This is a genomic window from Rhodanobacter sp. FW106-HT46G03, from assembly GCF_058789895.1.
The window spans coordinates 318,265-342,735 of the sequence record NZ_JBYTCC010000001.1; the positions used below are offsets into that span (position 1 = coordinate 318,265).

General features: G+C 65.9%; 22 protein-coding genes. 15 read left to right on the forward strand and 7 right to left on the reverse strand.

Features of this window, described 5'->3' with window-relative positions:
• Window positions 1-115: 115 nt before the first annotated feature.
• The 6 genes from AC3WP6_RS01355 to adh form a co-directional block, all read right to left on the reverse strand.
• Complete coding sequence (locus tag AC3WP6_RS01355; RefSeq protein WP_492626000.1) at window positions 116-391, reverse strand: DUF4242 domain-containing protein; 276 nt, start codon at window positions 389-391, stop codon at window positions 116-118.
• Between the two features lie 61 nt (window positions 392-452).
• Window positions 453-836: a DUF779 domain-containing protein gene (locus AC3WP6_RS01360; RefSeq protein ID WP_492626001.1), complete on the reverse strand. Its 384-nt coding sequence runs from the start codon at window positions 834-836 to the stop codon at window positions 453-455.
• Window positions 837-934: 98 nt separating this feature from the next.
• Window positions 935-2,152, reverse strand: a complete 1,218-nt coding sequence (locus tag AC3WP6_RS01365) for a c-type cytochrome (RefSeq protein WP_492626002.1) — start codon at window positions 2,150-2,152, stop codon at window positions 935-937.
• Window positions 2,153-2,164: 12 nt separating this feature from the next.
• Complete coding sequence (locus AC3WP6_RS01370; protein ID WP_492626003.1) at window positions 2,165-3,880, reverse strand: methanol/ethanol family PQQ-dependent dehydrogenase; 1,716 nt, start codon at window positions 3,878-3,880, stop codon at window positions 2,165-2,167.
• Window positions 3,881-3,911: 31 nt separating this feature from the next.
• On the reverse strand, window positions 3,912-5,126 hold the full coding sequence (locus AC3WP6_RS01375; protein ID WP_492626004.1) for a porin: 1,215 nt from the start codon (window positions 5,124-5,126) through the stop codon (window positions 3,912-3,914).
• Window positions 5,127-5,257: 131 nt separating this feature from the next.
• Complete coding sequence (adh, locus tag AC3WP6_RS01380) at window positions 5,258-6,778, reverse strand: aldehyde dehydrogenase (RefSeq protein WP_492626005.1); 1,521 nt, start codon at window positions 6,776-6,778, stop codon at window positions 5,258-5,260.
• A 246-nt stretch (window positions 6,779-7,024) separates the two neighbouring features.
• Between adh and AC3WP6_RS01385 the strand changes: the two genes are divergently transcribed.
• The 5 genes from AC3WP6_RS01385 (at window position 7,025) to AC3WP6_RS01405 (ending at window position 11,736) form a co-directional block, all read left to right on the forward strand.
• Window positions 7,025-8,896 carry a sigma-54-dependent Fis family transcriptional regulator gene (locus AC3WP6_RS01385; RefSeq protein ID WP_492626006.1) on the forward strand — a complete coding sequence of 624 codons (1,872 nt, stop codon included), beginning with the start codon at window positions 7,025-7,027 and terminating at the stop codon, window positions 8,894-8,896.
• A 327-nt stretch (window positions 8,897-9,223) separates the two neighbouring features.
• Window positions 9,224-9,556, forward strand: a complete 333-nt coding sequence (gene bufA1 / locus AC3WP6_RS01390; protein ID WP_492626007.1) for a BufA1 family periplasmic bufferin-type metallophore — start codon at window positions 9,224-9,226, stop codon at window positions 9,554-9,556.
• A gap of 11 nt (window positions 9,557-9,567) precedes the next feature.
• A complete protein-coding gene (gene bufB / locus AC3WP6_RS01395; protein ID WP_492626008.1) occupies window positions 9,568-10,452 on the forward strand; it encodes an MNIO family bufferin maturase in 885 nt (294 codons plus the stop codon).
• A complete protein-coding gene (locus AC3WP6_RS01400) occupies window positions 10,427-11,227 on the forward strand; it encodes an HvfC/BufC N-terminal domain-containing protein (protein ID WP_492626009.1) in 801 nt (266 codons plus the stop codon). The genes bufB and AC3WP6_RS01400 overlap by 26 nt, the downstream gene beginning before the upstream one ends.
• Window positions 11,224-11,736: a DoxX family protein gene (locus AC3WP6_RS01405; protein WP_492628619.1), complete on the forward strand. Its 513-nt coding sequence runs from the start codon at window positions 11,224-11,226 to the stop codon at window positions 11,734-11,736. Before AC3WP6_RS01400 ends, AC3WP6_RS01405 begins: the two co-directional genes overlap by 4 nt.
• Before the next feature lie 63 nt (window positions 11,737-11,799).
• On the opposite strand, the gene nrtS is transcribed toward AC3WP6_RS01405, so the two are convergent.
• Entirely contained in the window at window positions 11,800-12,069 is a 270-nt protein-coding gene (gene nrtS, locus AC3WP6_RS01410; RefSeq protein ID WP_492626010.1) for a nitrate/nitrite transporter NrtS, read from the reverse strand.
• 526 nt (window positions 12,070-12,595) lie between these two features.
• Between nrtS and AC3WP6_RS01415 the strand changes: the two genes are divergently transcribed.
• The 10 genes from AC3WP6_RS01415 to AC3WP6_RS01460 all read left to right on the forward strand — a co-directional run bounded on the left by AC3WP6_RS01415 (window position 12,596) and on the right by AC3WP6_RS01460 (window position 24,444).
• Window positions 12,596-13,105, forward strand: coding sequence for an RNA polymerase sigma factor (locus tag AC3WP6_RS01415; RefSeq protein ID WP_492626011.1), 510 nt, complete (start codon window positions 12,596-12,598; stop codon window positions 13,103-13,105).
• A gap of 324 nt (window positions 13,106-13,429) precedes the next feature.
• Entirely contained in the window at window positions 13,430-13,756 is a 327-nt protein-coding gene (locus AC3WP6_RS01420) for a cupredoxin domain-containing protein (protein WP_492626012.1), read from the forward strand.
• Between the two features lie 9 nt (window positions 13,757-13,765).
• The gene (locus AC3WP6_RS01425; RefSeq protein ID WP_492626013.1) at window positions 13,766-14,611 is read left to right on the forward strand and encodes an FTR1 family iron permease; all 846 of its coding nucleotides are present in this window, start codon (window positions 13,766-13,768) and stop codon (window positions 14,609-14,611) included.
• Between the two features lie 77 nt (window positions 14,612-14,688).
• On the forward strand, window positions 14,689-15,459 hold the full coding sequence (locus AC3WP6_RS01430; RefSeq protein WP_492626014.1) for a hypothetical protein: 771 nt from the start codon (window positions 14,689-14,691) through the stop codon (window positions 15,457-15,459).
• A 332-nt stretch (window positions 15,460-15,791) separates the two neighbouring features.
• Complete coding sequence (locus AC3WP6_RS01435) at window positions 15,792-16,790, forward strand: LacI family DNA-binding transcriptional regulator (protein ID WP_492626015.1); 999 nt, start codon at window positions 15,792-15,794, stop codon at window positions 16,788-16,790.
• 71 nt (window positions 16,791-16,861) lie between these two features.
• Window positions 16,862-19,909, forward strand: a complete 3,048-nt coding sequence (locus AC3WP6_RS01440; RefSeq protein ID WP_492626016.1) for a TonB-dependent receptor — start codon at window positions 16,862-16,864, stop codon at window positions 19,907-19,909.
• Window positions 19,910-19,997: 88 nt separating this feature from the next.
• The gene (locus AC3WP6_RS01445; RefSeq protein WP_492626017.1) at window positions 19,998-21,461 is read left to right on the forward strand and encodes a glucoamylase family protein; all 1,464 of its coding nucleotides are present in this window, start codon (window positions 19,998-20,000) and stop codon (window positions 21,459-21,461) included.
• A gap of 9 nt (window positions 21,462-21,470) precedes the next feature.
• Entirely contained in the window at window positions 21,471-22,754 is a 1,284-nt protein-coding gene (locus AC3WP6_RS01450; RefSeq protein WP_492626018.1) for an extracellular solute-binding protein, read from the forward strand.
• Window positions 22,751-23,626 (forward strand): carbohydrate ABC transporter permease, encoded by an 876-nt coding sequence (locus AC3WP6_RS01455; RefSeq protein ID WP_492626019.1) that lies wholly within the window; start codon window positions 22,751-22,753, stop codon window positions 23,624-23,626. The genes AC3WP6_RS01450 and AC3WP6_RS01455 overlap by 4 nt, the downstream gene beginning before the upstream one ends.
• Window positions 23,623-24,444, forward strand: a complete 822-nt coding sequence (locus tag AC3WP6_RS01460) for a carbohydrate ABC transporter permease (RefSeq protein WP_492626020.1) — start codon at window positions 23,623-23,625, stop codon at window positions 24,442-24,444. Before AC3WP6_RS01455 ends, AC3WP6_RS01460 begins: the two co-directional genes overlap by 4 nt.
• The last annotated feature ends 27 nt before the right edge of the window (window positions 24,445-24,471 follow it).

A 24,471-nucleotide genomic window follows, 5' to 3' on the forward strand; every position in this document is an offset into this window, starting at 1 on the left:
AGCGCCGTCCATCCTGCGCGGTGGCGTTGGCCGCGGCAGCGACCGACATGCGCCGTCTCGTGGAGTCCTGCGGAGCGTGGGGCGATGGCCATGCCCGATCGCGCGCGTGCCGCCACTACATCTCTCCGGTGGTCGGGTCGCTGAGCGAGACGACCTCGGACATGCGCTGGGCGGGGAAGCCGCCCTGCCGCGCATGCTCGCGGAGCGTTTCCTCGTTCGGGGCGATGTACACGCAATAGATCCGGTCACCCGTCACGTAGCTGTGCAGCCACTGGATCCGTGGCCCCATGCTGTCCAATACGCCGCACGGCTTCTTGCCAGTGCCTTGAAGTTGTTCGGACGACAATCGGTCAGCGCCGGGAATGTCGCGTTCGATCACGTACTTCGGCATGCTGCGGTCCTCCCGTTGTCTCGGCAGTACCTCGTGTCGGCGAACCAGGCCCGCGCGCGGCTCAAAAGCGCCCTTCGCGTTTCAGTTGTTCCACCTCCTCGTCGCTGAACAGCCGCGAGCGGGTAAGGAACCGCACGCCTTCGCCGTTCTCCAGCGAAAACATGCCGCCGCGCCCCTCGACCACGTCGATGATCAGTTGCGTGTGTTTCCAGTATTCGTATTGGGATGCACTCATGTAGAACGGCGCACCGTCGATTTCGCCGAGCCGGATGTCCTGGTCGCCGACGATGAAGTCGCCTTGCGGGTAGCACATCGGTGACGAACCGTCGCAGCAGCCGCCGGATTGGTGAAACAACAGCGGGCCGTTCTTCTGGCGCAGCCGATCGATCAACGCATCGGCCGCAGGCGTGGAAAGGACCTTTGCAATGGACTTTGTTTCAGACATGACGATTTGCCTCCATACAACCACTCGAGCCCGTCCGGTCCACCCCGCGCGAGAGCGGCATCGGCCGCTGCGCGGCGGAGTGCGCCAAGGCGCTACGGCTACTTGTCGGGCGAAATGAACGGCGCTTTCGATTGCTCGGCCCCGTCGAAAGTCAGCGCCTTGCCGCCAGCCGGGTAGCCGTTCTGTTGCAGCAGGAAAGCCATGATCTCGACATAGGTCAGGTGATCGAGGCTTCCCGGCTGGCTCGCCGGCATGTTTTTCGAAACGATCGTGAAGATGTCGCTGACGTGATAATTGGCCTTTGCGGGAGCGAAGTGCTTGCCTTTCAGCGCCGGGCCGACGAACCCTTCCAGTTGCTTGCCGTGGCATGCCGCGCAGTTGTCGGAGAACTTCTGCTGGCCCGCCGTAGCCTGGGCAGTCGTGTACAACGCGGCTGCCGGTGCACTCGCGGATGCTGTCGGAGGCGCGCTCGTGGTCAACGGGATGGCACCCGCAACGGCGGGTGGGGCGGAGGCCGCACCACCCTTGCCGGATGCGGGCACCGCGCCCGCCTCGACGTAGGGCGCGAGTACCTGTGCCAGTTCCCCGGACACCTGCATGGCCGCGATGGACCGGTCGAATGCCGCCCCGGCCTCGGCATGCTGGCCGGCATAGAGGGCCACCAGATTGAAGTTCGCGTGCGCGAGCCGCAATGGATGCGCGGCATAGCGGTCACCCAGATGGTGCTCCGCCAGGTACCGGGTCACGGCGGGCCGCCACAGCATCGCGGCATTGACCTCGCCGGAAATCAGCGCCTTCAACGCGTCGTCGGTATTCAGCGCGACACCGGCGATCAGGTCGGGGTGCTCGACGAAGTAGATGTTGGGCGTCGTCAGGTACGTGACTTCAACCTTGCTTCCACGCGGCAGTTGTTGCAGCGTCGTCGCCTTGCTGCCGCGCGACGTCACCAGCGCAAACCCCGTATGCGCGTACGGCCGGCTGGCGTGCAGCCCGCCCAGATCGACGTTGGTGACATCCGTGTCGATCGGAAACCCCAGCACCAGCGTGCAGTGGTGGTCCGCGAGCTTGGCAAAGTCCTTCAGGCTGTAGGGATCGTCACCGTCGCTGCTGTCGAATTGGTGCACCCGCAATGTCGCGTGCTCGTGCGCGGCGACCGCCTGGGCAAGCCGGGTCTCCACTGCCACCATCGGGTCGCTCGTGTCCACGCAGATCGAACGTTCCGCCGCTGCCGCGGTGCCGCCGTACAGAAGTACGGCGGCAATCGCTGCCAGCGACGCACAACGACCCGCAACTCTGAGTGTCGTGCGCATCATCATCACCCATGCTCCTTACAGCGAGAACACGTACAGGTGGCCGCCGCGCGGAATGTCTTTCACCGCGGGATCCTTTGCCATGTCGCCACCCCAGATCGGCGTGGCACCGCCCCAGCCTGCCCACAGCGACACGTATTGCTTGTCGCCCACCTTCCAGGTCGTTGGCACGCCGATGATCCCGGAGGTCATCTTGGGGCTCTTCCACAACACCTTGCCGGTCTTGGCATCGAACGCGTACAGATAGCCGTCCGCGCTGCCCGAGAACACCAGGCCACCAGCCGTGCTGAGCATGCCGTCGTTCCACGGCAGCGCGGACGGGAAATTCCATGCGGCCTTGCCGGTGTTGAGGTCGATGGCAATGACGTCACCCCACTGGTTGGGGAACTTCGGATCCGCAGTGACGTTGAAGGACTCGCCCAGGAACGGCAGGCCGGCCTTGTAGGACACCGTGGTGCCGCCGATCGTCATGCAGGTGTGCATGGCGGGCACGTAGGCCAAGTGCGTTTCCGGACTCACCGAAATCGGCCACCAGTTCTTGCCACCGAGGAAACTCGGGCAGGTGGTCACGGTCTTGCCGACCGCCGGACGCAGCGCATCGTCGGTGGTCATCCGGCCGTCCTTGATGCCGTTGACCGAGGTCGCGGTGACGAACGGCTTGGCATAGATCAGCTTGCCGTTGGTGCGGTCGATCGCGTAGAACCAGCCGTTCCGGCTCGCGGACACCAGCGCCTTGTAGGGCTTGCCCTGGTAGTCGATGTTCGTCAGCACGGTTTCGTTCGTGCCGTCATAGTCCCAGGTGTCGTGCGGCGTGTACTGGTAGTGCCACTTGATCTTGCCGGTGGCGGGATTCATCGCGATGACCGAATCCGTGTAGAGATTCAGGCCCGGACGCAGGGTCGCCAGCCACGGCCCCGGATTGCCGACGCCCCAGAACAGGGTGTTCGTTTCCGCGTCGTAGGTGCCGGTCAGCCACGCGCCACCGCCGCCGGTTTTGTAGGCGCCCTTGGGCCAGGTGTTGCCACCCGGCTCGTCTGGCGCGGGGATCGTGTAGGTCTTCCACGCTTCCGCACCCGTGTTGGCGTCGAGCGCCTCGATGAAGCCGCGGGCGCCGTATTCGCCACCTGACAGCCCCACGATCACCTTGCCTTTCACGATCAGCGGCGCAAGCGTCATCGCGTAGCCGACATCTGGCTGCATGAGCTGCTTTTGCCACACCACCTTGCCGGTCTTGGCGTTCAACGCCACCACGAAGTTGTCGAGCGTCGCCATGTAGACGTTGTCACCATGCAGCGCGACACCGCGATTGACCACATCGCAGCAAATCGTTTTCAGGCCGGCATCGGAAAGGTCGTGCTCGTACTTCCACAACAACTTGCCGGTGCTGGCCTGGAACGCGAGCAGCCCATTTTTGGGGGTGGTCACGAACATGTAGTCGCCATTGACGATCGGTGGCGACTCGTAGCCTTGTTCGTTGACGGGGCTGACGTAACTCCAGGCCTCCTTGAGTTTCGCCACGTTGCCGGTGTTGATGTCCTTGAACGGGGCGTAGCCGCTGCTGGTGTAGTCGCGGCGATACATCAGCCAGCCATTGCCGTTCGCGGCATGTTCAAGCGTCGCCTGGGTGACGGTGGGGTAGTTCCCGGCCCCGTCCGCGGCAAAGGCGACGCCGGTCATCGAGGCCACGATCGCGGCGCAAAGGGCCACCCTGCAGAATGCTTTTGTGGTTGTCATGGGAGTCTCCGTGTTGGATGGGCAGCCTGGCTCAGAAGAAGAAAATGCCGCCGGCGGACAGGCCGTTCATGTGTTCGTTGTTGCCGAGGTAATCCTTGGAGCGGGTCTGACTGAGTTCGACGTCGAGGGTCACGCTCTTGGTCAGTGCGTAATACACGCCGGCAGTGACATTGGTGTTGGACTTGAAGCTGGCGTTGTAGGTGGCGTTGAAGCCGTTGTTGCTGTTGCGGTCGATGCCGCCGCTCAAGCCCAGTTTGAGCTTGGGGGTCACCTGATAGGTGCCTTGCAGTAGGTAGTTCACGCCCTTCACGGAGCCTTGGTCTCCGTCGCTCAGGATGCCTAGGCCGCGGCCGGCCTGCACGTTGGCCAGCAACGAGAACCAGCCGGCCGTGAACGAAGCGCCGAGTTCGCCGGCGGACATTGTGAAGTCCCGGTTGGTGGAACCGGATGGCGCGTAGAAGCGTTGCGTCTTGGCACCGATCCAGCCCTTGAAGGAGCCATTCGTGTACGTCAGCTGCAGCTGGATCTGCGGGTTGGTGCGCGAGTCATAGTTGACCGCGGACAAGCTGGTGCCGACCGGGCTGACGACGCCGCCGGTGAAGGTGAAACCGGAGATGCTTGGCGAGGTGTAGGTGATCTGGCTGTAGGTGCCCAGATAGGTGTAGCCCGCGCCGATGTGGCCCAGCGATACGCGGCCGCGCTGGGTCGCCTGCGCGGGCATGCCGACGCCGAGCAGGGTCATGTCGGTGAGGATCGCGTTGGAGCCGAAGATGCCGTAGTCGCGGCCAAGTTTCACCGTGCCGAAGTCGGCAGTGCCGAGCGTGAAGTAAGCCTGCCGCACGTCGACGCCGCTGTTCTGGCCGATCGCGGAGGAGGTGGCAATGGGCACGGCCAGGCCGAGTTCCGCGCCGATGTCGATGCCTTCCTGGGTGGTGGTGATCTTGGTAATGAGCTCGTTGGGCAGCAGGCCGTTGCCGATGGTGGTGCGATCCTTCTGGCCGCCGCAGCCCAGCGTTTCACCGGCCAGCGCGAGGCCGCCCACCGAATTGCCGGAACAGCTCGTGACGGTATAGAACGCGTTGGCGAAGCCGCTGACGTCGACAGTGAAACCACCGGCGCTGAACGAGGTGGCGCCGGCGGCCGCCGGGCAAGCGGCTGCTATTCCGAGTGCAACCGCCAGTGGGCGCCGCCATGATCGCGTAGCGCGGGTACACGGGGCATGGCGTTTTGCGGAACGACGGTTCATGGGTGATCTCCCCTGCAAGGGCGAAACCTTCGCGGTCGAAGGTGTCGCGGACACTGCGTGTGGATCGCGCCGTTGCGGCGCGGCCGCGAAGGTCGCAGCCACCAACCGGCGGCCGCGACGAAATGCCCGGATCAGAAGAATCCGAGTTTCTTCGGCGAGTAGCTCACCAGCATGTTCTTGATCTGCTGGTAGTGGTCGAGAATCACCTTGTGCGTCTCGCGGCCGTACCCCGACTGCTTGTAGCCGCCGAAGGTCGCCCCGGCCGGATACGCGTGGTAGCAGTTGGTCCACACGCGGCCGGCCTGGATGCCGCGCCCCATGCGGTAACAGCGGTTGACGTTGCGGCTCCACACCCCGGCGCCCAGGCCGTACAGCGTGTCGTTCGCGAGCTCGAGGGCTTCGTCGTCGTCCTTGAAGGTGGTCGCCGATACCACCGGCCCGAAGATCTCCTCCTGGAACACCCGCATCTTGTTGTTGCCCTGGAACACGGTGGGCTTGACGTAGTAGCCGTCCTTGAGATCGCCACCCAACGTATTGCGTTCGCCGCCAATCAGGATCTTGGCGCCCTCCTGCCGACCGATGTCGAAGTAGGAGAGGATCTTGTCCATCTGCTCGCTCGACGCTTGCGCGCCGACCATCGTCGATGGGTCGAGGGGATTGCCCTGTTTGATCGCCTTGACGCGCTGGAGCGCCCGCTCCATGAATTTGTCGTAGATCGATTCCTGGATCAGCGCGCGGCTGGGGCAGGTGCAGACTTCGCCCTGGTTGAATGCGAACAGCACGAAGCCCTCGACCGCCTTGTCGAAGAAATCGTCGTCCTGCGCGGCGACGTCGTCGAAGAACACGTTCGGCGATTTGCCGCCCAGCTCCACGGTCGCCGGTATCAGGTTCTGGCTGGCGTACTGGAGGATGAGCCGGCCGGTGGTGGTTTCGCCGGTGAAGGCGATCTTCGCGATGCGGTTGCTGGTGGCCAGCGGCCGGCCGGCTTCCAGGCCGAAACCGTTCACGATGTTGAGCACGCCGGGCGGCAGCAGGTCGCCGATGAGCTCGGCCCAAACCAGGATGCTCGTCGGCGTCTGTTCGGCCGGCTTCAGCACCACGCAGTTGCCGGCAGCCAGCGCAGGCGCCAGCTTCCAGGCCGCCATCAGCAGCGGGAAGTTCCACGGAATGATCTGGCCGACCACGCCGAGCGGCTCGTGGAACTGGTAGGAAACCGTGTTCTCGTCGATTTCGTCGATCGTGCCTTCCTGCGCGCGGATGCATCCGGCGAAGTAGCGGAAGTGGTCGATGGCAAGCGGGATGTCGGCGTTCGCGGTTTCCCGGATCGGCTTGCCGTTGTCCCAGGTCTCGGCCTGTGCGAGCAGGTCGAGATTCTGCTCCATGCGGTCCGCAATCAGGCTGAGGACGCGCGACCGGGCGGCGATCGAAGCCTTGCCCCACGCGTCCTTCGCCGCGTGGGCGGCATCCAGCGCCGCCTCGATGTCCTCCTTGTCCGAGCGCGGCACTTCGCAGAACGCCCGCCCGGTGACGGGCGTGACGTTTTCGAAGTACCTGCCGTTGACCGGCGGTAGCCATTTGCCGCCGATAAAGTTCCCGTATCGGGTCTTGAACGGTACCTTGGCCGCGAGGTGCTGCAGTTCCAGTTTCGTCATGTCTGTGCTCCGGTGGTGGCGACGTGCGATCCACTCATCGCACGGTGCGTGCCAACCACCGCAGGCAGTGGGGGATGCTGCATTGCACACCAATCCATCCATTGAGCGGCAACGGATAGCATTCACGCCTACCGCACTGCACCATCAACGCTGGGCGCGCCCCTATTGCATCGTGTCGCGTAATGTGTTTCGTATCGGGACGTACCCGTGACACGGTGTCGCAGGCTGCAACACTCGAGGCATTCGATGCCGCAACCGAATCCGACCCAGACCATCAAGCAGGCGCGCCAGTTGTTTTTCGAGGACGGGTCGGAGCCGCGTGGCCTGGTTCCGGGGGCCATCCTGGCTTCGTGGCGCCGGTGCCGCGACATGGGCCTGGTGGCCAACGACTACCACGGGGCCACTCCCGTGGAGCAGCACGCGTTGCGGGTGATGCAGGAACATTTTGAGCAGTTGCGCAGGCTGTGCCGGCCGGAGCTCGAGGCGCTGTATGCCGGCGTCGATCGCGCCGGCAGCATCGTGGTGCTGGCCGCGCCGGACGGTTTCATCCTGGATGCGCTGGGTAGCGCGGATTTTCTGGACAAGGCGGCCCGGGTGTCGCTGCGCCCGGGCGTCCGGTGGACCGAATCGTCAACCGGAACCAATGCCGTCGGCACCGCGATCGTGGAGCGCCGTTCGGTGGAGGTGCTCGGTGCCGAGCACTTCTATCTGCCGCACAAGGTACTGAGCTGTTCCGCGTCGCCCATCTTCAATCCGCAGGGCGGAGTGATTGGTGTGCTGGATCTGTCCGGCGAATCGTCGGTGTACCGCAACCTGGCGATGGGCATGGTGCAATTTGCCGTGGAGCAGATCGAGCGTCGCGTTTTCGAACACGAGTTCGACCACGGCGACATCGTACGCATCCACAGTGATCCCGACCTGCTGGGAACGGCGCGCGAAGGCCTGCTGGTGTTCGAGGATCACAAGCTCGTCGCCGCCAACCGTGGTGCCTTGCGCCTGCTCGGGATCGACTGGAGCGAGCTCGGCAAGCTGCGCCACCACGAGCTGTTCGCTTCCGCATTGCCCAGGCCCGGCGGCACCGGCGACATGCGTTGTCAGGATGGCAAGATGATGCATGCGTGTCGCGACCTGCCGCGCCGCACGCGTTGGGTCCATGGCGCCCAGGCGCAGGCGACCGCGACGCCGGTGCCCGCGCCGGTCTTTTCCGCAGAGCTGGACGCGGAACTCGACCGCCTGATGAAACTGATCGACGCCGGCATCCCGGTGCTACTGCAGGGCGAGACCGGTACCGGCAAGGAAGTGGTTGCCCGCGAGCTGCATCGGCGCAGCGCCCGTGCCGCCGCGCCATTCGTCGCCGTCAATTGTGCGGCGCTGCCGGAGAGCCTGATCGAATCCGAGCTGTTCGGCTACATGCCTGGCGCGTTCACCGGCGCGCGGCGTGACGGCACGCCCGGGTTGTTGCGTCAGGCCGACGGCGGCACGTTGTTCCTGGACGAACTGGGCGACATGCCGCTTGCGCTGCAGAGCAGGTTGCTGCGGGTCTTGCAGGAGCGCGAAGTCACGCCCCTTGGCGGCAGTCGTGCATTTGCCATCGACGTCAACGTCATCGCCGCCACCCACCGGGATCTATGCAGCGCCATTGCCCGAGGTGCATTCCGTGCCGACCTGTATTACCGGGTGGCGCAATCCACGTTGCACCTGCCGGCGCTGCGCGAAGAGGCCGATCGCGCCACCTTGATACCCCGGCTTTGGCAAGCTCTGGGTGGCGGCCAGGCATCGATGCAGTTGCACCCGGAGCTGGTCCAGGCGCTGGCTGCGATGCCGTGGCCGGGCAACAAGCGGCAACTGGTTGGCGTGCTGCGCAGCCTGATGGCGCTCGGCCTTCCCGGCTCGACGTTGACCGTGGTGGATCTGCCGATCGAGCTGCAGCGTCAGCAGACGATGGCGCCGTCGCCAAGGGCCGATGCCCAGGCGGACGACCTGCACGCGATCGAGTTGCGTGCCATCGACGAAGCCGTGGCAACCTGCGGTGGCAACGTGGCCGCGGCGGGCCGTAAGCTCGGCATCAGCCGCAGCACCATCTATCGACGCAAGGGCGATTCCCCCGCGAAGGGTTGACGTCCGGTGTTGTCGTGGTGTGCATGCTGCGCACGGTGCCGTGCCGGTTCGACCCGCTCCGCCCGAATGCCGATTGCCGGCGTTTCGGCCGATCCGGTCAACGCATCGCCCATTGCGCAGCCGGCCGAGGTACGGTGGGATTGCCATTGAATTGCGGGGCTTCCTCTACGCCCGTGGTTGTGCCGGCAGCATGCTGGCTTCGCCAGTTCTTGAGGAAAGTGGCGACGGGGTGCTGCGACGCGTGTGCAGAAGCCCTGAATCCTTTTGTCTCCCCGCCGCCTCTATAGGGGGCAGGGGCCATCCAGGTCCCATCCACGGAGATGCTTCATGAACAGCAGTCGACTTCTCAAGACCACCCTTGCCTGCGCCATCACGCTGGGTTTCGCGTCGCTCGCGTCCACCGCCATGGCCCAGGAGGCGGGCCACATGCAGATGACGCCCGCCATGATGAAGATGCAGCAGCAAAAGACCATGACGATGATGAAAAAGGACAAGTTCGCGCCGTGCTACGGCGTCAATGCGGCGTACAAGAACGACTGCCAGTCGCCGGGGCATTCCTGCGCCGGGCAGGACAGCAAGGCGAGTGATCCCAGCGCCTTCGTTGCGATGCCGGCCGGGCTGTGCACCAAGATCGCCGGTGGCAGCCTGACCAAGGCGTGAGGGCGTAGGCCGTGACGAATCCCGTCGCCACGGGTGCGGGTGCGGGTGCGGGTGCGGGTCCGATGCCGGTTGCGGCCGGCATCGGGCTGCGTGCGCCGCACATCATGCGGGTGCTCGCCGAGCACCCAAGTGTGGCCTGGCTGGAAACCCACAGCGAGAACGTGTTCACCGCGGGCGGGCCGTTTCACGATGCGCTGGGCCTGATCCGCCGCGACTATCCGCTCAGCCTGCACGGGGTCGGGTTGTCGCTGGGCTCGGCCGATGGCCTCGATGCCGCGCACCTCAATCGCCTGCGCGAGGTAGTCCATCGCTACCAGCCGGATCTCGTGTCCGAACATCTGTGCTGGGGTGCGGTGGGCGGGTGGCACAGCAACGACCTGCTGCCGCTGCCGTTTACCGAAGAAGCGCTGCGGCTCGTCGTGGCGCGGATCGGGCAGGTCCAGGACGCGCTGGGCCGGCAAATCCTGGTCGAGAACGTGTCGACCTACCTGCGTTTCGAGGGCGGCGACTACACCGAATGGGAGTTCGTCGCCGAAGCGGTGAGGCGCAGCGGTTGCGGGCTGCTGTGCGACGTCAACAACATCTATGTCAACAGCGTCAACCACGGGTTCGACCCGCAGGTGTATCTGCGGGCGATGCCGCGCAGCGCGATCCAGGAAATCCACCTCGCCGGGTTCACCCGCAAGGACAACCTTGCGGTGCCGCTCCTGATCGATTCGCACAGCCGGCGGGTCGCTCCGGACGTGTGGGATCTGTACGCCGACGCGATCGCGCTGTTTGGCCCGGTACCGACCCTGATCGAATGGGACCAGGACATCCCCGAGCTCGAAGTGTTGCTGGACGAAGCAGCGCATGCCGAAGGAGTGCTCGATGCCCACCGTGCCCTCCCTGCTTGAATGCCAGCGTCGCTTCATGGCCGCGCTGTACTCGCCGGACGCGTCCGGGCCGGTCGAGGCGATTGCCGGGAACGGGCTGGAGCCGGCGGCGCGGCTGCGTATCTATCGCCACAGTTGCGAGGGCAATCAGGTCAACGCGCTGCGGACTTCGTATCCGGCCGTGCTGGCCCTGGTCGGTGGCGCCTTTTTCGATCAGTGCGCACGCGGTTACCGGCGCGAGCATGCCTCGCACTCGGGCAACCTGCAGGTCTTTGGCGGCCGTTTCGGCGACTATCTCGCGACCGTGCCGCAGGCGCGGGAGCTGCCCTACCTGCCCGACGTCGCGCGGCTGGAATGGTTGCGCCAGCGGGCGGTGCTGGCGGCCGACGCCGAGGCGTTGCCAAGCGCCGCCTTCGAACGGGCGCTGGCGGTGCGGGACCGCACGCTGACGCTGCACCCGAGCGTGCAGTGCCTTGCCAGCGCGTATGCGGTACTGACGATTTTTCGGTACGCGATGGCGCCCGGCGAGGAGGGCCTGCAGTTGCCCGACACCGGCGAGAACGTGCTGCTGTGGCGCGAAGACGGCGAGGTCGCGATGGCGGCGCTGGACGCCGCGAGTTTCGCCTGCATCGAAGCACTGGCACGGGGTGCGACGCTGGCGAGCAGCAACACGGTGGCACAGGCCATTGATCCCGCATTCGACCAACCGATCTGCCTGGGTACGTTCGCCCAACGGGGACTGATCGTCGGTTCAGTTCCGAACGACAACTTGAAGGAGTCGGTATCGTGCCGATGATCCCATGCGTGGAAACCGGTTACCGGCGCACCGCCGACGGGCTGCAAGCCTGGCTCGGGCCACCGACGCTGCTGCTCATGCGGATCTGGGTGGCGCTGGCGTTCTGGCACGCCGGCGTGGTCAAGTTCGAGGATCCGACGGGAACGCAGTTCCTGTTCGAAAGCATGTACCACGTGCCGCTGCTGCCGCCCGATGTCGCGGCGGTGCTCGGTACCTGGGTTGAGCTGATCGTGCCGTGGTTCCTCGCGTTCGGCCTGCTTGGCCGACCGTTCGCGCTGTTCCTGTTCATCTACAACATCATCGCGTTCTCGTCATTCCCCGACCTGTGGCCGCACGGTTTCTGGCACGGACTCTTCGACACGGCCGAGTTCGCCGACCACAAGGTCTGGGGCCTGATGCTGATGGCGGTGATCGCGTTCGGGCCGGGCAAACTTTCGCTGGATGCGCTGCTCGGCGTGGTGTGGCGGCCCTGGCGGCATCCCCACCTGGGGAACGGGAGCCCCGCGTGATCGGTGTCGGCTTCGATTTAGTGAACCCGGGACACCGTACATGCGGGCATGCTGCGCACGGAGTCAATCGACATCGCGCCGCTGCCTTTGGCGTGCGAGCAGGCCCGCGTTGGACACCACGAACGGCGTCAGGTAATTCAGCGCCAGCTTGACCGCGAGGGGTGCATTCATCGCGCCGTGGAGCAACGCATCCGCGTGGTTGAACAGGTTCAACCAACTGCCGACCACGAAGGCGATCAACAGCGTGCGTTTCAAGTGGGTCGGGTCCAGCACGACATGGGCGCAATCCATCACGGTGGCCGACGTCGTACGCAGAGGGGGTGGGAGGTGCATGACCGGCAGCGAGGCGTCGCCTCATCGAGAGGCGTCAATGCCATCCTCTCACGCCGGCCGCTCGGGACGATGGCGTTGCCGCTTGCGCGCCTCCGGTCGCCGTGGTCGCTGTGAAGCAGGCCAGGTTTGACGATCTGGAAGCAAGGCGAAACATCGACGTTGCACGGGACGAACCGGCGGCGGGGCAGGGCTCACGCAGACCGTCGCAGCCATTCGGATCCGATTCGAGCATGGCAGGCAGTGTGCATGACCGGACTCGCGAAGGCGCTACCGGCTGAGGAGGAAAACGGCCGGATTGGGGCGCACGGAAGCTGGACGCGAGTTTCATTGGTGACGGACAAGGATGAATCCTTTGTGCCGTTTGCCGCCTCTATGAGTCGAGGGGCGACGCTGCCGCGTGGCGGGTCATGGTGTGCCATGTGGCCGGCACGAGCCGCAGCATGGTGAGACCATGCGTTTGGCTGGCGTGGTGTGCCAACGATCTGCCGGTTGCCCTTCCATCCACCATTCCGGGGCCCGTACCGTCATGTCCAACAATCCCGCTTTGATCGAAGCCGCACGCCAGGGCGACGAGGCCGCCTTGCGTTTGCTGCTGCAGGACAGCCAGCCCAACCTGCGGCGGATCGCCGAGGCCCAGTGCGCCTCCCACGCCGATGCCGAGGATGCCGTGCAGGAAACGCTGCTGACGGTGTATCGCCGGATCGGCGCGCTGCGCACCATCACCTCCTACACGGCGTGGCTGTTCTCGATCGTCCGGCACGAGTGCCAACGGCTGATGCGGGTGATGCAGGGCCACGTCGAGTTGCCCAGCGCGGATCATCCGGTCTTTGCGTACTACACCACGCCCGGCCTGCACCTCGATCTGGCCGCCGCGATCCAGTCGCTGCCAGACAAGTACCGCGAGGCGATCGTGCTGCGCGATTTCGAGGAATGCTCGATTGCCGAGATGGCCAATGACCTGCGCCTGTCGCGCGAAGCAGTGAAGAGCCGGATTCACCGCGGTCGCATCCTGATCCGCGAGTACTTGAAGGATTGACGCCGCGCGCCCCGGCCCGGAGCGATACCCGATGGTTTCCGCTGACGTAGCGCAGTCGATGTCACCGTTGGTGCTCAAGCCCGGAGCAGAGGTCGCGGACCAGCACGAACCCGAGGGGTGGCCGGTGATTCCGGTTACCCCACCGCAACGGACACGATTTCGGCCCGGCGCCGACGTCGGGCTCCGGCTCGCGGGCGCCTGCTCCACAGTCAAAGCGGTCGTGCACGCTGGCAGGCGACGAGTAGATGCAGCCACCACTTGACACGACAATGCGAACCATTATCATTCGTGCCTTGTCGCCCATCCGGCTGCCTGGCGGTATCCATGAAATCCCTGTCGTTGATGCTGCTGTTGAGTGCCGCGCTGCCATGCGTGGCCGCGGCCGCCGTGCCCGAATACACACTGGTCATCCGCAACCACGCCTACCAGCCCGCCACGTTGCAGGTACCGGCCAACACCAAGTTCAAGCTGCTGGTGCGCAACGAGGACGCCACGCCATCCGAGTTCGAGAGCAACGATTTCAACCGCGAGCAGATCGTGCTGCCGGGTACCACGGCCACCGTGTTCGTCGGCCCGTTGGACGAGGGGCGCTACACCTTCTTCGATGATTTCCACCGCGCCACCGGCAACGGCGCGCTGATCGCACGGTGAGACCCTGACATGCTTGGTATTGCGCTGCTGGTGTTTCGCGAGGTGCTCGAAGCGGCACTGATCATTACCATCGTGGCGGCCGCCACCCGCGGCGTGTCGCGCCGCTGGGCGTGGATCGCTGGCGGCACGGCGCTCGGCGTGACCGGCGCGGTGATCGTTGCCGGCTTTGCCGGCGTCATCGAGGAAGCGTTGAACGGCACCGGGCAGGAACTGTTCAACGCCAGCGTGTTGCTGGCGGCGGTGCTGATGATCGGCTGGCACGTGGTGTGGATGTCCAGCCACGGCCGCGAGCTGGCGCAACAGATGCAGACCCTAGGGCACGCGGTAAAGGCAGGTTCCAGCGCGCTGACCATGCTGCTGGTGGTGGTGGCGCTGGCGGTGCTGCGCGAAGGCTCCGAGATCGTGCTGTTCCTGTACGGCATGGCCGCCGCCGGCGCCGGCATCGGCGATCTTCTGAGCGGGGTGCCGCTGGGTCTGGTCGGCGGGGTGGCGGTCGGCTGCGCGCTGTACTTCGGCCTGCTGCGCATTCCGCTGCGCCATTTCTTCAGCGCGACCAACGGCATGCTGGTGCTGCTGGCCGCGGGGCTGGCTTCCACCGCTACGCGTTTTCTGGTGCAGGCCGACTGGCTGCCGGCGCTGGGCACACAGCTGTGGAACAGCTCGGCGCTGCTGAGCAACGGTTCGGTGCCGGGACAGGCGTTGCACATCCTGATTGGTTACGACGCCCGCCCGAGCGGCATCCAGATCGTGTTCTACCTGGTCACCGTGCTGCTGCTGGTGGCCGGAATGCGACTTGCGCCGCGTCTGGTGACGCGTCATGCGTCGCCGCCAGCAGTCGCCAGCGCGTCGTCCTGAGTTCCTGCTTCTTTTTCGTACCTGCCCTCCGGTGGCGGGTATGGCCCCTTGTGCCTCAAATCCCTGCGAGTCCACCGATGCCCCGCCTTGCCCATCCGTTTTCCGTGCTGTCTCCCCTGCGCCGCCGGCAATCTGCCGTGGCCGCCTGTCTCGCATTGGCGCTGGCGGTTGCCGCGCCCCATGCGCGAGCCGATGATTTCATCGTGTACTCGCCGCACGTGGTGGCGACCCAAAGCGAGATCGAGCTGCGCGGCTACCACTACGACGATCCGCGCGCTGACTACCGCGGCAGCAGCGCCGCCGAGCTCTCGCTCGCGCATACCTTCAACTCGTGGTGGAAGGCCGAGCTGTATGTTGCCCGGTATCTGAAGGCGCCCGGCGAGGGTGAACACCTGCTTGGCTACGAGCTCGAAAATACCTTCCAGCTCACGCCGGCCGGTGAGTACTGGGCCGACTTCGGCTTCCTCGCGGCCTACGAGCACAATACCCGCCCTGGCGAACCGGATGCGGCCGAGTTTGGCCCGCTGATCGAGAAGACCGCCGGCCGCTTCACTCACACGGTCAACCTGATCTGGGAGAAGCAAGTCGGCCCCGGTGCGGCGGGCAAGTACGAGTTCCGCTACAGCTACCAGGGCACCTACACCGTGTCTTCGGCGTTTCGCCCGGGCATTGAGGCCTATGGGCGCCCGGCCGACGATGCCTATCAGGCGGGTCCGATGGTGGCCGGCGACTGGCGCATCCCGAACACGACCAGCGAGATCGAATACCGCGTGGGCGTGGTGTTCGGCCTCAACGCCAGCGCACCCCGCCGCACCCTGCTCGCGCAGGTGGAATACGAGTTCTTCTGAGCGTCAGCGGGTTTTCGATACGGCACCGGGGCGCCGCTGCATCGTGATGTCGGCGGCGATGCAACGGATGCCGGTGGCATCGTCACCGCCCCCCCCTTGACCGCCGTTTTTCGTGAGCCCCACGGCGTTGTCCGGGGCGGCGCCAATACCAGTTTGCAGGACCCTTGTGGTCGAAGCGCGGTCGCCTGATGTGCGCATCTGCTGCGGGACGGCTCCGGTGTCGAGCGTTCTGCGGGTGCACTTGACAAGCCGTCATGTAAACGTTTACATCTGGCATCACCAAGGCATGTGGCTGCGAGTCCAGAGGGCGTGTGAAGGCGACCATCAAAGACGTGGCACATGAAGCGAAGGTCTCGGTGGCCTCGGTGTCGCGCGCGCTCAACGGCGTGGGCGGCGTCACGGCTGCGACCGAAAAGCGGGTGCGCGAGGCCGCGGCGCGCCTGCGGTACATGCCGCACGGCGCGGCGCGCAGCCTGATCACGCGGCGCACGAACACGATCGGTGCGTTGCTGCCCGACCTGCACGGCGAGTTTTTCTCGGAGCTGATCCGCGGCATTGACCAGCAGGCGCGTTTGCATGGTCTGCAGCTCCTGGTCTCAAGCTCGCACGACGGGCTGGACGATGCCGCGAGTGCCTTGCGCGCGATGCAGGGGCGCGTCGACGGCATCGTGATCCTGTCACCGCGACTGGATGCGCGGTTTCTCAAGGCCAACCTCCCCGAAGACCTGCCGGCCGTGCTGCTCAACAGTCCGGTCACGGGTGCGCAGCATGCCGTGCTCAACATCGACAACTTTGCCGGCACACATGCGATGGTGCGGCACCTGCTCGGCGTGGGGCATCGCCGCATCGCCTTCATTGCCGGCCCGCCCGACAACTATGACGCGCAGCAGCGCGAGGCCGGTTTCCGCGGGGCGATGGCCGAGCTCGGCCATGACGGATCGCCGGTGGTCGTTGCCGGTGATTTCAGCGAACGCGCCGGTTACGAGGCGGGCCGCAAACTGCTGAAGGCGAAGCTGCGGCCGCAGGCCATTTTTGCCGCCAACGACATGATGGCGGTGGGCTGCCTGCAAGCGCTCAAGGACGCCGGCCTCGACGTGCCGCAAGACATCGCGCTCGCGGGTTTCGACGACATCCCCATCTCGCGCTACGTCAGCCCGGCGCTGAGCACGGTGCGCGTGCGCATTGCCGAGCTTGGCCGCAGCGCCATGGGCCTGCTGTCGGAAATGATCGCGCGGCCAGGCACCGCGGTCGGCGCGGTGCACCTGCTTGGCTGCGACATCGTGGTGCGGGATTCATGCGGGGCGCATGCCATCGGCAGCGTGCATCGCTGAAACGGATTGCCGCGCCAAGCAACGTGGCAACCAACCTTGATCGGTAGCGACATCATTGGAGGGGAGAGAACATGAAGCATCACGAAAAATCCGCGACGCGGATATTGGCCAACGCCATCGCATGCGCGCTGTTCGGGTTGGTCGCCCTGCCGCTGGCGACCCAGGCGCAGACTGCCGATGCCACCTTGCGCGGCCATGCGCCGCCCGGAGCCACGGTAAGCGCCAAAAACGTCGCCACCGGCAGCGTGCGCACCACCAAGGCGGACGCCAAGGGCAGTTACGCGCTGGTGAGCCTGCGCCCCGGCACCTACACCGTGAGCGCCGGGCCCGGCATCGAGCGGACAGTGACCTTGTCGGTGGCTTCCACCGCCACCCTGGATCTTGCCGCCAGCGCCAAGACCACCGTTTCCGGCGCGCCGGTCACGCTTGGCGGCGTGACCGTGTCGGCCGCCGCACTGCCGGACGTGACCACGTCCGAGGTGGGCAACCTCGTCTCCGTGCGCCAGATCAACGTGCTGCCGGAAGCCTCGCGCAACTTCCTCGAGTTCGCCGACACCGTGCCCGGCATGGTGTTCACGCGCGACGCCAACGGCAACACCAGCCTGCGCTCCGGCGCGCAGGCGAGCAGTGCGATCAATGTCTACATCGATGGCGTGGGCCAGAAAAACTACGTGTTGCCGGGCGGCATCACCGGCCAGAACGCGAGCCAGGGCAATCCGTTCCCGCAGCTCGCGATTGCCGAGTACAAGGTCATCACCTCCAACTACAAGGCGGAGTTCGACCAGATCTCCAGCGCGGCGATCACGGCGGAAACCAAGTCCGGCACCAACCAGTTTCACGGCGACGTGTTCGGCAGCTTCACCAACACGCGCATGCGCGCGATGACGCCGGCCGAGCAGGACGCGCACCACAAGACGCCATCGCACGAAAAGGATTACGGCTTCGACCTCGGCGGCCCGATCATCAAGGACGTGGCGCATTTCTACCTGGCCTATGAGGGCAAGGGTTTCGACAGCCCCACCACGGTGGTGCCGGGCAACTTGACCTTGTTCAACCAGTTGCCGGCCAGCGTGCAGGCGCAGGCCGGCCCGGCCAACCTGCCGTTCCGCGAAAACGACTGGTTTGCCAAGGTCGACTACGAGCCCACCGCACATGACCGCATCGAGGCCAGCGGCAAATACCGCACCGAAACCTCGATCGGCGGGCTGGGCGGCGTCACCACCGCATCGGCGGGCCTCAACACGCTGAACACCGACAAGCGCTTCGACATCCGCTGGGATCACAGCGCCTACAGCTGGTTCAACCGTTTGCAGCTCACCTACGAGGATGCGTTCTTTGCCCCGACGCCGCGCGTCCTGGGCGCGGGCAACAACTACACGCTGACCGGGCCACAGCTCTATCAGACGATCCTGCAAACCGGCAACTCGCCGCTGGCGCAGCAGAACAAGGGGCAGAAGGGCCCGGCCATCCAGGACGACCTCACCTTCAACGACCTGGAGTGGCACGGCGACCACGTCATCAAGATGGGGGTCAAGTACAAGGCGGTGAAGCTCACCGCGCAGGATGCCGGCGTGTCCAACGCGCTGTTCAACTATGGCGTGACGCCGACCGGTACCGAGTCGATCCCCTACCAGGTGCAGTTTGGCTCGCCCACGCCGGGCATGAACCCGGTGGCCAGGAGTTCCGACAAGCAGCTCGGCCTGTATATCCAGGACGACTGGGCGGTCAACGAACACCTGACCCTGAACCTCGGCGTGCGCTGGGATTACGAGAAGACGCCGTCCTACCTCAACTGGGTGACGCCGGCGAATGTGGTCGCGGCGTTCGCCATGCAGGACCCGCACCCCGGCGCGCCCGCCGGACAGACCTACGCTCAATCGCTGGCGCTGGGTGGGGTGAACGTCAACGACTACATCAGCACCGGCAACAATCGCAGCGCGATGAAGAGCAAATGGCAGCCGCGCCTGGGTTTTGCCTACGACATCAACGGTGACCAGGCGCACGTGATCTTTGGCGGCATCGGCCGCTCCTACGACCGCAACCTGTATGAATCGCTGCAGGTGGAACAAACCAAGTCGGCCTTGTCGCAGCCGACGATCATGTTCAACACACCGGCCGTACCCTGCACGGTCGGCGTGGGCAATTGCTACGCGTGGGATCCGTCCTTCCTCAACATCGCCACGCTGCAAGGTCTGGTCGCAAGCAGCAACCTCGGCAAGGAGGTGGACATGGTCAACAACCACCTCAAGGCGCCGTATTCGGACCAGTTCAGCATCGGCATGCGCAACCGGATCGGCGAGTGGAACACCAGCGTGGCAGTGGCGGAAATCCGCAGCCATGACGGCCTGGTGTACACGCTGGGCAACCGTTATCCGGATGGCTCGTTCTGGAAGAGCTGTGGCACCAATTGCATGAGCCAGCCGTGGGGCAACACCATCCCCGGTTTCGGCGGCATGATCATTGGCAACAACGGCCTGGAAACCAGGACCACGCAGTTGCTGGTGTCGCTGGACAAGCCCTATACGCACGAGTCGCACTGGGGCGCCTCGGTGGCCTACACCTGGTCGCGCGCCAAGCAGAACAACGACAACAACGACCCTACCGACCAGTACGCGTTCGACTTCGAGACGATCGGCCATTACCCGTTCACCCGCTCCGGGGTGGCGCGCAACCGGATCGTCGCCACCGGCACGCTGGACGGGCCGTGGGGCTTCGTGTTTGGTGCCAAGTTGACCTTGTCCACCGCGGTGCCGGACCTCAACCTGTCCTGCTACGGCGCGACCGGAACCGGCGTCGACCACGGCATCACCAACGGCGCAGGCTGCCAGTCGGCGGCAGTCGCGCCGCCGAACACCGGGCGGTTCCTGGTCGGCGGCAAGCTGTGGTCGTACCGCGACTTCGACCTGCAGGCGACCAAGAACTTCAAGGTCTACGACGGCGTCAGCGCGTACGTGCGCCTGGATGCGATCAACGTGTTCAACTGGAACAACTACGCCAGCTACATCGAGAACTGGGGCACGAACGGCATGGCCAACCCGCGGCCGGTGGTCTACAACCCGGTTGGCGCGATCACGGGTTACCCGCGCACGGTCAAGCTCACGATGGGCATGAGTTTCTGATGATCCACGGCAACCACGCGGCTCGGCATGCACTGCGGGCTGCGCGGTGGTTTTTTCCGGGCATCGCCCGAACCGCACCGGAGGGCTGATGAGTTGGTTTTTGCGGCGTGCGCGGCGTGCCTTGATGATGGGGGCATGGGTCTGCCTGGCGGGCTGGCAGGTGCCGCTGCGGGCGACACCGCCGGCACCGGCTGTGCCCGGCTACGCGGCGTTGCCGCCGGCGCAGCAGGCGTTCGTTGCCGAGCTGGAACGACGCACCTTTGACTGGTTCTGGCAGAGTGCGGACCCGTACACCGGACTGGTGCCGGACTCGTGGCCCAACCACACCTTTGCCTCCATCGCCGCCATGGGGTTTGGCCTGACGGCCTACGGCATCGGTGCGGAACGCGGCTACATCACGCGCGCGCAGGCGGCGCAGCGCACGCTGGTCACGTTGCGGCATCTCGCGGCGGCGCCGCAAAACGCCAGCGAGGACGATGCCGCCGGTTACCGCGGGTTTTTCTACCATTTCCTCGACATGCAGACCGGGCTGCGCGAAGCGCGCTGGACCGAGCTGTCCAGCGTGGATACCTCGCTGCTGATGGCCGGCGTGCTGTTTGCCCAGAGTTACTACGACCGCGACACGCCGCCGGAGCGGGAGATCCGCCAGCTCGCCGACCGCCTCTACCGCACGGTCGACTGGCCGTGGATGCAAGCGCGCGTGCCGCTGGTCAGCATGGGCTGGACGCCGGGCGGTGGGTTCATCGCCGCCGACTGGAAGGGTTACGACGAAGGCAAGCTGGTCTACCTCCTTGCGCTGGGTTCGCCCACGCATCCGGTCGGCGCGGACGCCTGGGCAGCGTGGTGCGCGACGTACCCGAAGCAATGGGGCACGTTCCAGGGCTACACCTTCCTCAACTTCGGGCCGCTGTTCGGCCACCAGTACACCGAGGCGTGGGTGGATTTCCGCGGCATCCGCGACGCCTGGAGCCGGGCGCACGGCCTGGACTACTTCGAGAATGGCCGGCGTGCCACGCTGGCACAGCGTGCCTACGCCATCGCCAACCCCGGCCATTGGGCCGGCTACGGCACCGACGTGTGGGGCCTGACCGCCAGCGACGGCCCCGGCGACATCAGGGTGGACACGCCGCAGGGCGTGCGCCGCTTCAGTGGCTACATGGCACGCGGCGCCGGGCTGGACGGCATCACCGACGACGGCACCATTGCGCCCACCGCCGCAGGCGGCTCCATCGCGTTTGCGCCCGACGTCGCGGTGCCGGCATTGATGGCGATGCACCAACGCTATGGCAAGTACATCTACAACCGCTACGGCTTCGTCGACGCCTTCAACCTCAGTTTCCACGCGACAGTGGCCAACCAGCGCAGCGGTCACGTCTATCCCGGTTTTGGCTGGGCCGACAACCAGCAGCTGGGCATTGACCAGGGCCCGATCCTGCTGATGATCGAAAACTGGCGCAGCAACCTGGTGTGGAAGGTGATGAAGAAAAACCCGTACGTCCGGCGCGGGCTTGAGCGCGCCGGTTTCACCGGCGGCTGGCTGGAGCCTCACTGAGGGCGATCTATGGGCGGGCAGGCGCGGCGAGGCGTTTGGCGATGGTGGGCCGCCGTCGCCGTCTGTCTGTGTCTCGCCGGGTGCGGCGGCCAGCATGGCGAGCGTCTGGTGTTCTGGACGTTCGGCCCCGAGGGCGACGCCGTCGCCCGGCTGCTGCCGGCCTTTGAGCAGGCGCACCCGGACATCCGCGTCGAGGTGCAGCAGTTGCCGCTGAGCGCGGCGCACCAGAAGCTGCTTACCGCGATTGCCGGCGGCACCGCGCCGGACATGGCGCAACTGGGCAACAGTTGGCTGCCGGAGATGGTGGCGCTGCAGGCGCTGGCGCCGCTGCAGCAGCAGGTGGCGGCATCCACGGTCGTTGCCGCACCGGATTATTTCGCCAGCCTGTGGGCCACCAACGTCGATCACGGTGAGTTGTACGGCATCCCGTGGTATGCCGACACGCGGCTCTTGTTCTATCGCACCGATCTTTTGCGCCGCGCCGGTTTTGCCGCGCCACCGCGCGATTGGGTGCAGTGGCGGCGCATGCTGGCCGCGCTCAGCCATCCACCGCAGGGAACCTACGGCATCCTGCTGCCGACCAACGAGTACGAGCAGTTGCTGTCGCTGGCGCTGCAGCAGCCCGATCCGCTGCTGCGCGACGGCGATCGCTACGGCAATTTCGAAAGCCCCGGGTTCAAGCGCGCGCTGGCGTTCTATCTGGACACCTTCCGGCTGGGGCAGGCGCCACGGGTCACCAACATGGAGGTCGGCAATCCGTGGGAAGAGTTCGGCCGCGGCACCTACGCCTTCTACCTTTCCGGCCCGTGGAACATCGGCGAGCTGCGCAAGCGCTTGCCGGCAAGCGAGCAGGGCGACTGGTCCACCACGCCGCTGCCCGGCCCGAACGGCCCCGGCGCAGGGTTGGCCGGTGGCGCCAGCCTGGTGGTGTTTCGCGCCTCGCGACACCCACGGGCGGCCTGGGCGCTGATCCAATACCTCTCGCAGCCGCAGGTGCAGCGCCAGTTCTACCGGCTGACCGGCGACCTGCCGCCGCGGCGCAGCAGTTGGGACGGCCCGCCGTTACGCGATGATGCGCAGGCGCAGGCATTCCGCATCCAGCTCGAACGGGTGAAGGGCACGCCGGCCGTGCCCGAGTGGGAGCGCATCGCGGAAATGATGCAGAAGATCGCGGCCCGCGCAGTGGCCGGCAAGCTCACGGTGGATCAGGCGACCGCCGAGATGGATCGCCGCGCGGACGCGATTCTGGCCAAGCGGCGCTGGCTGCTCGACCAGGCCGGAGGGCAGCGATGAAACCCGCACGCGTGGCCTGGCTGTTTCTCGCGCCGGCGCTGCTGGTGCTTGGCGTGTTCTTCCTGTTGCCGGTGCTGGGGGCGCTCGCGCTCAGCTTCACCGACTACGACCTCTACGCGCTGGCCGACCTGCATCACCTGCGCTTCGTGGCGCTGGGCAACTACTGGGCGCTGCTGCAGCGGCCGGCGTTCTGGGCCGCGCTCGGGCACACTTTCTATTTCGTGGTGGTGGGCGTGCCGCTGTCGCTCGCCGCCTCGCTGGGGGCGGCGTTGTTGCTGGCCTCGCCGCTGGCGCGCTGCAAGGGATTTTTCCGTACCGCGTTGTTCGCGCCGGTGGTGACCACGGCAGTGGCGACGGCGGTGGTGTGGCGTTACCTGTTCAACACCCAGTATGGCTGGGCCAACCATCTGCTCGGTCTGTTGGGGATCCATCCGGTGGACTGGCTGGGCGACCCGCACTGGGCGATGCCCACCATCATCCTGTTCGCGGTGTGGAAGAACTTCGGCTACAACATGATCATCCTGCTCGCCGGCCTGCAGGCGATTCCCCATGAGCTGTACGAGGCGGCGCGCCTGGACGGCGCTTCACCCTGGCGGCAGTTCCGCCACGTCAGCCTGCCGCTGCTCGGCCCGACGCTGATGATGGTGGCGATCCTCACCGTGTCGGGCTATTTCCAGCTGTTCGCCGAACCCTACGTGATGACCGAGGGCGGGCCGCTGGAAAGCACCACCAGCGTGCTGTACCTGATGTACGAGGACGGCTTCAAATGGTGGAACCTCGGCACCGCCGCGGCCGAGGCATTCCTGCTGTTTCTGGTGATGTTCGCGGCCACGCTGGTGCTGTTGCGCTGGCCGCGCCGGAGCGGTGCATGACGCCGCGGCTCGCCCGCGCGCTGGTCAACGGCCTGCTGCTCGGCGGCGCGCTGGTGGCGCTGTTTCCATTGGCGTGGATGCTCGCGGTGTCGTGCATGCCGCCGGGCACCGCCAACACGCTGCCGCCGCCGCTGTGGCCGGCGCACCCCACGCTGGACAACTACCGGCAACTGTTCGCGCACGCCGGCATGTGGCGCTATCTCGGCAACAGCTTCTTGATTTCCGGCGCGATCACGCTGCTGTCGCTGACGTGCAATCTCCTCGCCGGCTACGCCTTCGCCAAGTTGCGCTTTGCCGGACGCGAGCGTCTGTTCCGCAGCCTGCTCGGCTTGCTGGTGGTGCCGGCGCAGGTAGCGATGCTGCCGCTGTTCCTGCTGTTCAAGTACACCGGCCTGGTGGACAGCTACGCCGGCGTGGTGCTGCCCGGCGCCGCCACCGTGCTCGGCATCTTCTTGGTGCGCCAGTACGCGCAGGGCCTGCCCGATGCGTTGCTGGAGGCCGCGCGCATCGACGGCGCCAGCGAGCTGCGCATCTTCACCACCATCGTGCTGCCGCTGCTGCGGCCGGTGATCGCGACGCTGGCGATCCTCACCTTCCTCGCCGCGTGGAACGACTTCATGTGGCCGCTGATCGAGCTGACCGGGCAGGATCACTACACCCTGCCGCTGGGGCTGGCCGCGATGGCGCGCGAACACACCGCCGGCACCGAGTCGCTGATGGCAGGCTCGGTGCTCACCGTGCTGCCGGTGCTGCTGCTGTTCCTGTCGATGCAGAAGTACTACCTCGAAGGCTTGCTGCTGGGCGGGGTGAAGGGATGACCATGAACCGGTCGCGTGTCGAGCTTC

Excerpts from the sequence above, each read along its gene's own strand:
- AC3WP6_RS01355 (WP_492626000.1), bottom strand. The coding sequence starts at position 391 with ATGCCGAAGTACGTGATCGAACGCGACATTCCCGGCGCTGACCGATTG.
- AC3WP6_RS01360 (WP_492626001.1), bottom strand. The coding sequence starts at position 836 with ATGTCTGAAACAAAGTCCATTGCAAAGGTCCTTTCCACGCCTGCGGCC.
- AC3WP6_RS01365 (WP_492626002.1), bottom strand. The coding sequence starts at position 2,152 with ATGATGATGCGCACGACACTCAGAGTTGCGGGTCGTTGTGCGTCGCTG.
- AC3WP6_RS01370 (WP_492626003.1), bottom strand. The coding sequence starts at position 3,880 with ATGACAACCACAAAAGCATTCTGCAGGGTGGCCCTTTGCGCCGCGATC.
- AC3WP6_RS01375 (WP_492626004.1), bottom strand. The coding sequence starts at position 5,126 with ATGAACCGTCGTTCCGCAAAACGCCATGCCCCGTGTACCCGCGCTACG.
- adh (WP_492626005.1), bottom strand. The coding sequence starts at position 6,778 with ATGACGAAACTGGAACTGCAGCACCTCGCGGCCAAGGTACCGTTCAAG.
- AC3WP6_RS01385 (WP_492626006.1), top strand. The coding sequence starts at position 7,025 with ATGCCGCAACCGAATCCGACCCAGACCATCAAGCAGGCGCGCCAGTTG.
- bufA1 (WP_492626007.1), top strand. The coding sequence starts at position 9,224 with ATGAACAGCAGTCGACTTCTCAAGACCACCCTTGCCTGCGCCATCACG.
- AC3WP6_RS01400 (WP_492626009.1), top strand. The coding sequence starts at position 10,427 with ATGCCCACCGTGCCCTCCCTGCTTGAATGCCAGCGTCGCTTCATGGCC.
- AC3WP6_RS01405 (WP_492628619.1), top strand. The coding sequence starts at position 11,224 with ATGATCCCATGCGTGGAAACCGGTTACCGGCGCACCGCCGACGGGCTG.
- nrtS (WP_492626010.1), bottom strand. The coding sequence starts at position 12,069 with ATGCACCTCCCACCCCCTCTGCGTACGACGTCGGCCACCGTGATGGAT.
- AC3WP6_RS01415 (WP_492626011.1), top strand. The coding sequence starts at position 12,596 with ATGTCCAACAATCCCGCTTTGATCGAAGCCGCACGCCAGGGCGACGAG.
- AC3WP6_RS01420 (WP_492626012.1), top strand. The coding sequence starts at position 13,430 with ATGAAATCCCTGTCGTTGATGCTGCTGTTGAGTGCCGCGCTGCCATGC.
- AC3WP6_RS01425 (WP_492626013.1), top strand. The coding sequence starts at position 13,766 with ATGCTTGGTATTGCGCTGCTGGTGTTTCGCGAGGTGCTCGAAGCGGCA.
- AC3WP6_RS01430 (WP_492626014.1), top strand. The coding sequence starts at position 14,689 with ATGCCCCGCCTTGCCCATCCGTTTTCCGTGCTGTCTCCCCTGCGCCGC.
- AC3WP6_RS01440 (WP_492626016.1), top strand. The coding sequence starts at position 16,862 with ATGAAGCATCACGAAAAATCCGCGACGCGGATATTGGCCAACGCCATC.
- AC3WP6_RS01445 (WP_492626017.1), top strand. The coding sequence starts at position 19,998 with ATGAGTTGGTTTTTGCGGCGTGCGCGGCGTGCCTTGATGATGGGGGCA.
- AC3WP6_RS01450 (WP_492626018.1), top strand. The coding sequence starts at position 21,471 with ATGGGCGGGCAGGCGCGGCGAGGCGTTTGGCGATGGTGGGCCGCCGTC.
- AC3WP6_RS01455 (WP_492626019.1), top strand. The coding sequence starts at position 22,751 with ATGAAACCCGCACGCGTGGCCTGGCTGTTTCTCGCGCCGGCGCTGCTG.
- AC3WP6_RS01460 (WP_492626020.1), top strand. The coding sequence starts at position 23,623 with ATGACGCCGCGGCTCGCCCGCGCGCTGGTCAACGGCCTGCTGCTCGGC.